Here is an 11,439-nt window from a genome sequence, read left to right as displayed (position 1 = left end):
CGGGGTATGTGGTCCGACGGACGCCGTGATGGGACGACGCGATTCGCCGCTTCCGGGAAAGAGACACGCCTATCGAACATGTGTTCGATATGAGTCGGGGTCTCGGGTATTCTTGGTGCGGGAAATTCCCGGTCCTCAGGGGCCGATCGGCAGGTGGACCGCGACATGCGGCGGAAGGCGGGGTGTGCGATGGCGGTGAAACGGAAGACCACGAACGGCAGGAGCGGCGAGGTCGTCGTCGAGAAGGTGATGACCAGCGATTCGTTCCTCACGCGTGAGATCCGCAAGGCGCCGCTCGTCGAGCATGACGGTTCGCTCGTGGCGGACATCTCGCACATTCCCAACGACCTCAAGATCACCATCCAGGGCGCCCGCGAGCACAACCTCAAGAACGTGGACCTCGCTATCCCGCGCAACCGCATGGTGGTGTTCACCGGACTGTCCGGCTCGGGCAAATCCTCGCTCGCGTTCGACACCCTGTTCGCCGAAGGCCAGCGCCGCTACGTCGAATCGCTGTCCGCGTACGCGCGCCAGTTCCTCGGCCAGATGGACAAGCCCGACGTGGACTTCATCGAAGGCCTGAGCCCCGCCGTCTCCATCGACCAGAAGACCACGAACCGCAACCCGCGCTCCACCGTCGGCACCATCACCGAGATCTACGACTACCTCAGGCTCCTGTTCGCCCGCACCGGCGTGCCGCACTGCCCCGAATGCGGCGAACCGGTCGCCTCGCAGACCCCGCAGCAGATCGTCGACATCCTGATGGACTACCCGGAACGCACCCGCTTCCAGATTCTCGCGCCGGTCGTCAAAGGCCGCAAGGGCGAGTTCGTGGACATGCTGGAGCTGCTGCGTTCCGACGGCTACGCCCGCGCGCTCATCGACGGCGAGATGACGCAGCTCGGCGACGACATCAAGCTCGCCAAGCAGAAGAAGCACACCATCGAGGTCGTCATCGACCGTCTCGTCGTCAAGGACGGCATGCGCCAGCGCCTCACCGATTCCGTCGAGACGGCGCTGAAACTTGCCAACGGATCCATCGTCATCGACTTCGTCGACGAGGAGGAGGGCTCTCCCGCGCGCCGCCGCCCGTTCTCCGAACACCGCAGCTGTCCGAATGGCCACGTGCTCGAACTCGACGAGATCGAACCGCGCACCTTCTCCTTCAACGCGCCCTACGGCGCATGCCCCGCATGCACCGGGCTCGGTTTCAAGCTCGAGATTGACCCGGAGCTCGTCATCTCCGACCCGGACAAGTCGCTGGCGGAAGGCGTCATCGAACCGTGGAGCAACACGAAGATGACCTCCCAGTACTACGGGCATATCCTCGAGGGCCTCGCCAAGGAGATGGGGTTCTCGATGCGCACCCCGTGGAAGGACCTCCCATCAGATGTGCGCCATGACATCCTCTACGGCCACGAGTTCAAAGTCAATGTCTCCTACCGCAACCGCTGGGGACGTCTGCGCGAATACTCCACCGGCTTCGAGGGCGTGATCCGCACGCTCATGCGTCGGCACGAAGAGACCGACTCGCAGTCCATGAAGGAATACTACGAGTCGTACATGCGCGAGGTGCCCTGCCAGGTGTGCAAGGGCATGAGGCTCAAGCCCGAGGTGCTCGCCGTCACCGTCGAGGGGAAGTCCATCTTCGACGTCACGGACATGCCCGTCGTGCGCGAGCTCGAATGGGTCAACGGTCTGAAGCTCGAAGGCTCGGCCGCCATGATCGCCGGGGAGGTGCTCAAGGAGATCCGGGCCAGGCTTGGATTCCTCAACGACGTCGGCCTTGACTACCTCACCCTCTCGCGCGCCGCGGCGACCCTGTCCGGCGGCGAGGCGCAGCGCATCAGGCTCGCCACGCAGATCGGCTCCGGTCTCGTCGGCGTCATGTACGTGCTCGACGAACCGTCCATCGGCCTGCACCAGCGGGATAACGCGCGTCTCATCGAGACGCTTCACCACCTGCGTGACCTCGGCAACACGCTCATCGTCGTCGAACACGACGAGGACACCATCCGCGGCGCCGACTGGCTCGTCGACATCGGACCTGGCGCCGGCGAACACGGCGGCGAGGTCGTATACTCGGGGCCGGCGAAGCACCTCGTCGAGGCGAAACGCTCCATCACCGGCGACTACATCGCGCACCGGCGCGAGATCGCCGTGCCCGAACACCGCCGCAAGGTCAACAGGACCGCGCAACTCAAGGTCGTCGGCGCGCGCGAGAACAACCTGAAGAACATCGACGTGAGCTTCCCCTTGGGCGTGTTCACCGTCGTCACCGGCGTGTCCGGCTCAGGCAAATCCTCGCTCGTCAACTCGATCCTTTACCCGGTGCTCGCGGACAAGCTCAACGGCGCACGCATCGTGCCCGGCAAACACCGGCGCGTGGAGGGCGTCGACCAGGTGCGCAAGGTCATCCACGTCGACCAGAACCCGATTGGCCGCACGCCGCGCTCCAACCCCGCCACCTATACCGGCGTGTGGGACAAGATCAGGGCCCTGTTCGCCAAGACCCCCGAGGCGCAGGTGCGCGGCTACGGGCCCGGACGGTTCTCCTTCAACGTCAAGGGCGGGCGCTGCGAGGCCTGCCACGGCGACGGCACGCTCAAGATCGAGATGAACTTCCTGCCGGATGTGTACGTGGAATGCGAGACCTGCCACGGCAAACGGTACAACCGCGAGACTCTCGAGGTGAAATACAACGGCAAGACGGTCTCCGACATCCTCGACATGCCCATCGAGGAGGCGGCCGACTTCTTCAAGGCGTACACCGGCATCTCCCGGTATCTGAAGACCCTCGTGGACGTCGGCCTCGGATACATCCGTCTCGGCCAGCCCGCCCCCACCCTCTCCGGCGGCGAATCGCAGCGCGTCAAACTCGCCACCGAGCTCCAGCGGCGCTCCGACGGGAAAACGGTGTACATCCTCGACGAGCCCACCACCGGCCTGCACTTCGAGGACGTCAACAAACTGCTCAAGGTGCTGCAGGGGCTCGTCGACAAGGGCAACACGGTCATCGTCATCGAACACAACCTCGACGTGGTCAAGTCGGCCGACTGGATCATCGACCTCGGACCCGAGGGCGGCGACGGTGGCGGCACCGTCGTCACGCAGGGCACGCCGGAACAGGTGGCGGCGTGCGGGGAGTCGTGGACCGGCAGGTTCCTCAAGGACATGCTGTGACGAACGACATCGAACGGCATGCGCCGGAGACCTGGCGCAGGACCGCCGAAGCGTTGCGGGCCGACCAGGGCGCGGCGACGTCCGGTTCCCCCGACGGGAGTCCGGACGCCGCCGCGGACAAGGTCAACAGGAACGGGGCGCCGCTGCTCGGCGACTCGCGCGACCTGTTCCGCCCGAAAACCTCGGACATCCCGGCCAGTCCGGGCGTATACAAGTGGCGCGACGGCGAAGGCCGCGTCATCTACGTGGGCAAGGCCAAGAACCTGCGCAACCGGCTGACCAACTACTTCCAGCCGCTGTACCTGCTGCACCCGCGCACGCAGACCATGGTGCTCACCGCCCGCAGCCTCGAATGGACGGTCGTGGGGACCGAACTCGAATCGCTGACCCTCGAATACACGTGGATCAAGGAGTTCGACCCGCGGTTCAACGTGCAGTTCCGTGACGACAAGACGTATCCGTACCTTGCGGTCTCGGTGGACGAGAAGGTGCCGCGCGTATGGGTGACGCGCAGCCGCCGACGTCATGGGGCGCGGTATTTCGGCCCCTATGCGAAGGTGTGGGACCTGCGCCACGGTCTCGACCGCCTGCTGCGTGCCTTCCCGGTACGCACCTGCACGGCGGGCGCCTACCGCAAGGCGGAGATGAGCGGTCGTCCGTGTCTGCTCGCCTCCATCGGCAAATGCTCCGCCCCCTGCGTGGGACGGATCGACCCCTCCGAACACCGCCGCATGTGCGAACGGCTTATCGGCGTGATGACCGGACGGCTGGGACGCCCGTACATCGCGCAGCTCACGCGGGACATGAAGGAGGCCGCCGCGGACCTCGAATTCGAGAAGGCCGCGCGCCTGCGCGACGAGATCCAGATGCTCTCCACCGTCGTCGAACAGAACGCCGTCGTCTTCGACCAGGACGTGGACGCCGACGTCTACGGCTTCGCCTCCGACGAGCTCGAGGCGTCCGTGCATGCGTTCCATGTGCGGGCGGGATCGATCCGCGGCGAACGCAACTGGAGCGTCGAACGCGTCGAGGACATCGACGACGCCGACCTCATGGCCGACCTCATCGTGCAGGTCTACTCCGAACTGACCGGCAGCGAGGCGGAGAACCTTCCCCGGGCTGACGGCGACGGCAGGGTGAAGGAGCGGCGCGAGGCCATCGGCTCCACGCAGACAGTGACCGCGGTGGACGCCCAGGCGCGCGCCCAGGCCACCCGCGAGCGCAACGCGCGTCAGGATGTCACCGGGCGCGCCGACCTGCTCGCGCCGATCGCTCCGGTGCCGCGCGAGGTCATCGTGCCGGTCGAGCCATCCCGCCGCGAGGAGCTCGAAGGATGGCTCACCGGGCTGCGCGGGGGAGCGGTCTCCATCCGCGTCGCCTCGCGAGGCGACAAGAAGCGGCTCATGGACCGGGCGGACGAGAACGCCGACCAGGCGCTCCGTCGCAGCAAGCTGAGCCGCATCTCCGACATGGGCTCCCGCACGCAGGCCATGAACGATGTCGCCGACGCGCTGGGCCTCGACGAGGCCCCGTTGCGCATCGAATGCTACGACATCTCCAACACCGTCGGAGGCGCATACCAGGTCGCCTCCATGGTGGTGTTCGAGGACGCCGTGGCGAAGAAATCCGAGTACCGCCGCTTCGCCATCCGGGGAGGGGACGGCCGTGGCGCGCTCGACGACCTCAGCGCCCTGTACGAGACGTTGACTCGCCGGTTCCGCCACGGCAACGTCGCCGGGGATTCCGGCGACAGCCTCGACGCGGAGCGTCGCGCGAAGGCGGCGTCCGCCGCGGCGGCGCATGCGGGCGCGGCGGACGGGACGGACGCCTCCGACGCCGTGGTCCAGCAGAACACGGACCGCCATCGTTTCGCCTACAAGCCGAACCTCGTCGTGGTCGACGGCGGCAGGCCGCAGGTCATGGTCGCGGCCAAAGCGCTGCGCGACTGCGGCGTCGACGACGTGGCGGTATGCGGACTGGCGAAACGTCTCGAGGAGGTGTGGGTGCCGGACGACGACTATCCGATCATCCTCAAACGACAGTCCGAAGGCATGTACCTGCTGCAGCGCGTGCGCGACGAGTCGCATCGTTTCGCCATCACCTACCACAGGCAGACCCGTCGCAAGGGCGCGCTGCACAGCGTCCTCGACGACATCCCCGGCATCGGCGCGACCTACAGGAAGCGCCTGCTCGCCCATTTCGGCTCGGTCCGCGCCATGCGCGGGGCGAGCGTCGAAGAAATCGAGGCGGTCAAGGGCATCGGACGCGCCAAGGCGGAGGCAATCCATGCGGCATTGCACGCCGAGGGGGATGCCGTACAGGCCGTTCGGAAGGCGGACTCCGAGGGAACCGCCGTACGTGACGGGTGATCGTGCGGCGGAACCGTCCGGGCGAAATCATCCGCCCGAGGTGTTCTTCGAGTAGGATGGGCGGCAGACGCCCGGTAGCCAAGGAGGGAAGCATGACGATCGCCAATCGGTGCGCGGTGCTCGGCAAGCCGATCGCGCATTCGCTGTCACCGGTCCTGCACAACGCCGCATACCGTTCGCTGGGACTCGATGACTGGTCCTACGACAGACACGAGGTGGGGGAGCCGGATCTGGACGCCTTCCTCAAGAGTCTTGACCCCACGTGGCGCGGACTCAGCCTGACCATGCCCCTGAAGAAGACCATCCAGCCGTACGGCACACCACGCAATGTATGGGCACGCGAGCTGCACGTGGCCAACACCGCGGTGTTCGACTGGTCGAAGGCGACGCATGACGATCCGTCATGGTCCCATGGGCGACCGGGCATCAGGCTCTACAACACCGACGTGGCGGGCATCCAGCTCGCCTTCGACCACGCCGAACGCGAATTCGGTCTGCACGGGGGCGGCGTGGGCGAGGGACGTGCGCTCATCATCGGCAACGGCAACACCGCCACCTCCGCCGTGGCGGCATGCATGATGATGCCGCGGAACGGACGCATCACCATCGCCGCGCGCCACCCCGGACGCGATCTGGGGCTTGACGGCGCCGCGAGGATCTTCACCGGCGAGGCCCGGCGTCCCTATGACGAGATCGATCTGAACGATGCGGACGCCGTGACCGAGGCGGCGCGCGGGGCCACCCACGTCATCAACACCATCCCCGGGCACGCCGCCGACGGCGTCGCCGCGAGGCTCGACGCGTCCGGGGCGACGTTCCGCGGGCTGCTGCTGGACGTCGTCTACGATCCGCGCCCGACGAGACTCATGCAGGTGTGGCGCGCCCATGGCGGCCGGGCGATTGGCGGCGAGGAGATGCTGCTGTATCAGGGGCTCATCCAGGTGCTGCTCATGACCGGCATCTGGGACGACGACCCGCCGTCCGACGCCGATTGGCGGCTGCAGGACGTCACCGTGGACGACGACCATCTGGAGATCGCCATGCGGCGTGCGCTGGAGGAGGCCCTATGAGCGGGAACGGCACGGACGGAAACGATCGGAAGGAAGAGGCCATGGATGTCGTCGACGTGAACGGCGGAGCGAAGACCGAGGACCGCCCGGCCCCAGCGGACGGCTTCGAGGTGCTGCTCATCACGGGCATGTCCGGCGCTGGACGGTCCCATGCGGCCGACTGCGTGGAGGACATGGGCTGGTACGTCGTCGACAACCTGCCCCCCAAGCTGCTCGTCCCGCTCGTCGATATGATGACCAACGCGGGAGGCGGCAAAGGCGTGCACAAGCTCGCCGCCGTCATCGACGTACGGTCCAGATCCTACTTCGACGACCTCAACGAGGTGCTGAGCCATCTGGACGATCTCGGCGTGCACACGCGCATCCTGTTCCTCGACGCCCGGGACGACGTGCTCGTCAAGCGGTACGAGTCGGTGCGCCGGCCGCATCCGCTCCAGCATGGCAACCGTCTCATCGACGGCATCAACGAGGAGCGGGCCCTGCTTGCGAACCTCAAGGAACGCGCCGACATGGTGATCGACACGTCGGCGCTGTCCATACATCAGCTGTCCACCAAGCTCTACGAGGCGATGGTCGGCAAGGGGCCGTCCACCGTGGCCGTGCACATCTTCAGCTTCGGCTTCAAATACGGGACGCCCACCGATGCGGATTTCGTCGCCGACGTGCGTTTCCTGCCGAACCCGTTCTGGGTGCCGAGCCTGCGGGAGCTCACCGGACTCGACAAGCCCGTGTCCGACTACGTGCTGGGCAGCAAGGGGGCCGTGGAGTTCCTCGACGCCTATGAGCGGGCGCTGCTCATCGCCATCGAGGGGTACGCGAAGGAGGACAAGCACTTCGTCACCATCGCCGTCGGCTGCACCGGCGGCCAGCACCGTTCCGTGGCCATGAGCGAGGAGCTCGCGCGACGTTTGCGTTCACATGGGCTTGACGTCACCGTTTCCGCCAGGGAGCAGCGCAAGCGCGCCGAACGGCGCTGACCACATGCCGAGACGTGTTGCGCCAAAACCTGCGCCGCGCGGGAGGGTTGTCCAAGATAGCCGGTATCACGGAACTTCGGCGAACAGCGGGAACATGGTCCCCGCACCAAGCCCGGGACCATTGAGAGGGACGAGACTTAGGAGGTTGGCTCTTGGCTCTTCTGGATGATGTGAAAAGCGAGCTTGCTGCGCTTGAGGACGAGAAGGCGGACGCCAGGAAGGCGCAGGTCACCGCCATGATTCGTTTCGCCGGCGGGTTCACCAACAATGCGCAGAAGCAGATCGTCATGCTCGCCAACTTCGATTCGCTCGTCGCCGCCCAATGGCTGAAGACCAACATCGAAGACCTGTACAACCTCGAGGCCAAGCTCATCACGTCGACGAGGGCCACACCGAAGGGACCACACGAATACCATGTGGTCAAGGTGGAGCGCGGCGCGGTGAACCTCGCCGTCGCCACGGGTCTCATCGACCGCAACAAGGCCGTGCGCGGCCTGCCGGTCAAGATCGTCCAGGGCAAGATCGCGCAGGTCCGCGCCGCATGGCGCGGCGCGTTCATGGCCAAGGGTGCGCTGTCCGACCTGGGCAAGAACCCGTACATGGCCATCGTCTGCCCGAGCAACGAGGCCGCCATGGCCCTCGCCGGTCTGGCCCGCCGTCTTGGCATCACCGCCAAGCCCAGGCAGCTCACCAAGTCCTGCTGCGTGGCTCTGAGCGACCCGGATTCCATCGAGCGCATGCTCAACTCCATGGGTGCGGTGCGGTCCGCCCGCGATTGGACCGGCAAGCGCTCCGACGGGGAGACCCGCTCCAAGGCGAACCGTCTCGCCAACTTCGACGACGCCAACATGCGCAGGTCCGCCAAGGCCGCGGCCGAGGCGTGCGAGAAGGTGCGCAAGGCGTTCGAGCTGTTCGACGAGGCCGGTGTGGAAGTCCCCGACAACCTTCGTGCCGCCGGCCGCCTGCGTCTCGAGCACGGCGACGCCAGCCTCGAGGAGCTCGGGCGCATCGCCGACCCGCCCATCTCCAAGGACGCCATCGCAGGCCGCATCCGGCGTCTGCTTCAGCTGGCGGAGAAGACCGCCAAGGCGCGTGCATGACCGCACGCGCGTGAACGTCCGTGCCATCCCATGGCGATGAACGGCGACGTTCCAAAAAATCCTGTGTCAGGCCCGCCTATCCGGCGGGCCTGATGTATTATGCGAAGTGGCAAGACACCGCCACTTTCCCGCGGAAGCGGTTATGAAAGGATATTCATGAAGACACTCAAGGATCTTGGAGATCTCAAGGGCAAGCGCGTTCTGGTGCGCGCCGATTTCAACGTCCCGCTGGACGGCACCACGATCACCGACGATGGCCGCATCAAGGCCGCCCTGCCGACGATCAAGACGCTGCGCGAGGAGGGTGCGAAGGTCATCCTGATGGCCCACCTCGGCCGTCCGAAGGGCAAGGTCGTCCCGGAGCTGTCCCTGGCCCCGGTCGCCAAGCGTCTGGGCGAGCTGCTCGGCGTCGAGGTCCCGCTGGCCAAGGACACCTACGGTGAGGACGCCCAGGCCAAGGTCGCCGCGATGAACGACGGCGACGTCGTCCTGCTCGAGAACGTGCGCTTCAACCCGGAGGAGACCAGCAAGGACCCGGCCGTGCGCGCCCCGTACGCCAAGAAGATCGCCGCCCTCGGCGAGGTCTTCGTCTCCGACGGCTTCGGTGTCGTGCACCGTGCCCAGGGCTCCAACTACGACGTGGCCGCCGATCTGCCGGCCGCCGCCGGCCTGCTGGTCGAGAAGGAGGTCAAGGCGCTGTCCAAGGCCACCGAGAACCCGGAGCGTCCGTTCACCGTCGTGCTCGGCGGCTCCAAGGTCTCCGACAAGCTCGGCGTCATCGAGAACCTGCTCGACAAGGCCAACCGTCTCGTCATCGGCGGCGGCATGGTCTTCACCTTCCTCAAGGCCAAGGGCTACGAGGTCGGCACCTCCCTGCTCGAGGAGGACCAGCTCGACAAGGTCAAGGGCTACATCGAGACCGCCGAGAAGAACGGCGTCGAGCTCGTGCTGCCGACCGACATCGTCGTGAACCCCGGCTTCCCGGCCGGCGACACCCCGGTCGCCCCGGAGGTCGTGTCCGCCGACGCCATCCCGGCCGACAAGATGGGTCTCGACATCGGCCCGGACTCCCAGAAGCTCTTCCACGACAAGATCGTGGACTCCAAGACCGTCGTGTGGAACGGCCCGATGGGCGTGTTCGAGATCCCGGAGTTCGCGGCCGGCACCAAGGCCGTGGCCCAGGGCCTCGTCGACGCGACCGCGGCTGGCGCCTTCACCATCGTCGGCGGCGGTGACTCCGCCTCCGCGGTGCGCAACCTCGGCTTCCCGGAGGATGGTTTCTCCCACATCTCCACCGGCGGCGGCGCCTCCCTCGAGTTCCTCGAGGGCAAGGAGCTCCCGGGCCTGAAGGTGCTCGAGTAGTCGAATCAATGAAGGCCGGCCCGCTGGGCATGGCCTGTCGGAAGGGGCGGCGGAAGCCGCCCCTTCCCGTTCCGATCCGTTCCGCGGCCCAGGCGGCCGTCCGCACAAGCAAAGGAATCCCATGGCGTCCGAACGCATCCCGCTGGTTGCCGGCAACTGGAAGATGAACTTCGATCATCTGGAGGCCACGTATTTCGTGCAGAAGCTCGCGTGGCTGCTGCGTGACGCCCGTTTCGACTACCGTGCCGTCGAGGTGGCGCTGTTCCCCGCGTTCACCGCGCTGCGCAGCGTGCAGGTGCTCGTCGAATCCGACAGACTGGGCATCCGCTACGGGGCGCAGTCCGTGTCCGTCACCAACCAGGGGGCGTTCACGGGCGACATCTCCGCGGACATGATCGCCCGGCTCGGCTGCTCATACGTCATCATCGGCCATTCCGAACGGCGCAAATACCATCCGGAGGACGACGCGAACATCGTCGACCAGGTGCGCGCCGTGCTCGCCGCGGGCATGCGGCCCATCCTGTGCGTGGGTGAGAGCTATGAGGAGCGCCGCCAGGGCATCGAACTGGATTTCGCCGTCGGACAGGTGCATGACGTCACGCGGGACCTCAACGAGGACGAGGCGTCCCGGCTGCTCATCGCCTACGAACCGGTGTGGGCCATCGGCACCGGCATGGTGGCCACCCCCGAATCCGCCCAGGACGCGGCCCAGGCCATCCGGTCCGATCTGAGGACGACGTTCGGCGGCGATGTCGCCGAAACCGTGCGCATCCTGTACGGAGGGTCCGTCACGTCACGCAACGCCGTCGAACTCATCGGCGAGCCGGACGTCGACGGCTTCCTCATCGGCGGCGCCGCCCTCGACGTGGACGAACTGGCCCGCATCTGCCGGCTCACCGAGAAAAGCGTCCGATAAATCACCGGACGATTCGTCCGTTTTCACCACGTTGCGCTATGCTTGAGCGCAGCAATAGAACAACTCGGAGGTAATCCACCCGTGACCGCTGTGAAAATCGCCTTGGAAATCGTAGTCGTCGTGCTGAGCGCGCTGCTGACGCTGCTCATCCTCATGCACAAGGGCAAGGGCGGCGGTCTGTCCGACATGTTCGGCGGCGGACTCACCCAGAACGCGGGCACCTCCGGCGTCGCCGAGAAGAACCTGAACCGTTGGACCGTCATCATCGCGCTGCTGTGGGTCGCCATCATCATCGCCCTCGGCCTGATGACCAAGTTCAACCTCGTCTGAGATGATAGGGCGCCGTGCCCGGCGCCAATGACGACATCCATGAAAGGGACCCATGACCGTTTCGGCCATGGGTCGCATTCGTTTGCAGGGGATCGCCACGGGCGTCCCACGACTGCCGGAATCGCAAGGAGA

8 protein-coding genes are annotated in these 11,439 nt (G+C 66.3%); all 8 read left to right on the top strand.

The genetic code is table 11. The annotated features are described in order from the left end of the window. Window positions 1–189 precede the first annotated feature (189 nt). The 8 genes from uvrA (at window position 190) to secG (ending at window position 11,307) form a co-directional block, all read left to right on the top strand. Window positions 190–3,183 carry an excinuclease ABC subunit UvrA gene (uvrA, locus tag JS531_RS02970; RefSeq protein WP_214312446.1) on the top strand — a complete coding sequence of 998 codons (2,994 nt, stop codon included), beginning with the start codon at window positions 190–192 and terminating at the stop codon, window positions 3,181–3,183. Further along, complete coding sequence (gene uvrC / locus JS531_RS02965) at window positions 3,180–5,552, top strand: excinuclease ABC subunit UvrC (protein ID WP_214312444.1); 2,373 nt, start codon at window positions 3,180–3,182, stop codon at window positions 5,550–5,552. Before uvrA ends, uvrC begins: the two co-directional genes overlap by 4 nt. 98 nt (window positions 5,553–5,650) lie before the next feature. Next, on the top strand, window positions 5,651–6,622 hold the full coding sequence (locus tag JS531_RS02960) for a shikimate dehydrogenase (protein ID WP_214312887.1): 972 nt from the start codon (window positions 5,651–5,653) through the stop codon (window positions 6,620–6,622). Window positions 6,623–6,663: 41 nt separating this feature from the next. Next, window positions 6,664–7,599: an RNase adapter RapZ gene (gene rapZ / locus JS531_RS02955; protein ID WP_214312437.1), complete on the top strand. Its 936-nt coding sequence runs from the start codon at window positions 6,664–6,666 to the stop codon at window positions 7,597–7,599. Between the two features lie 152 nt (window positions 7,600–7,751). Further along, complete coding sequence (gene whiA, locus JS531_RS02950; RefSeq protein WP_214312435.1) at window positions 7,752–8,699, top strand: DNA-binding protein WhiA; 948 nt, start codon at window positions 7,752–7,754, stop codon at window positions 8,697–8,699. Window positions 8,700–8,855: 156 nt separating this feature from the next. Beyond that, window positions 8,856–10,061 (top strand): phosphoglycerate kinase, encoded by a 1,206-nt coding sequence (locus JS531_RS02945; RefSeq protein ID WP_214312433.1) that lies wholly within the window; start codon window positions 8,856–8,858, stop codon window positions 10,059–10,061. Between the two features lie 121 nt (window positions 10,062–10,182). Further along, window positions 10,183–10,977 (top strand): triose-phosphate isomerase, encoded by a 795-nt coding sequence (tpiA, locus tag JS531_RS02940; protein WP_214312431.1) that lies wholly within the window; start codon window positions 10,183–10,185, stop codon window positions 10,975–10,977. A gap of 81 nt (window positions 10,978–11,058) precedes the next feature. Continuing rightward, window positions 11,059–11,307, top strand: a complete 249-nt coding sequence (secG, locus tag JS531_RS02935; RefSeq protein ID WP_214312429.1) for a preprotein translocase subunit SecG — start codon at window positions 11,059–11,061, stop codon at window positions 11,305–11,307. Window positions 11,308–11,439 lie beyond the last annotated feature (132 nt).

It is taken from the genome of Bifidobacterium sp. CP2 (assembly GCF_018555635.1).
Taxonomy (GTDB): Bacteria; Actinomycetota; Actinomycetes; order Actinomycetales; family Bifidobacteriaceae; genus Bifidobacterium; species Bifidobacterium saguinibicoloris.
Note: the sequence above shows the minus strand (reverse complement) of the source record. Positions and strands in the feature narration are given on the sequence as shown.

What these genes read in the sequence shown, in the direction of transcription:
- uvrA (WP_214312446.1), top strand. Translation starts at nt 190, where the DNA reads ATGGCGGTGAAACGGAAGACCACGAACGGCAGGAGCGGCGAGGTCGTC.
- rapZ (WP_214312437.1), top strand. Translation starts at nt 6,664, where the DNA reads ATGGATGTCGTCGACGTGAACGGCGGAGCGAAGACCGAGGACCGCCCG.
- JS531_RS02945 (WP_214312433.1), top strand. Translation starts at nt 8,856, where the DNA reads ATGAAGACACTCAAGGATCTTGGAGATCTCAAGGGCAAGCGCGTTCTG.
- tpiA (WP_214312431.1), top strand. Translation starts at nt 10,183, where the DNA reads ATGGCGTCCGAACGCATCCCGCTGGTTGCCGGCAACTGGAAGATGAAC.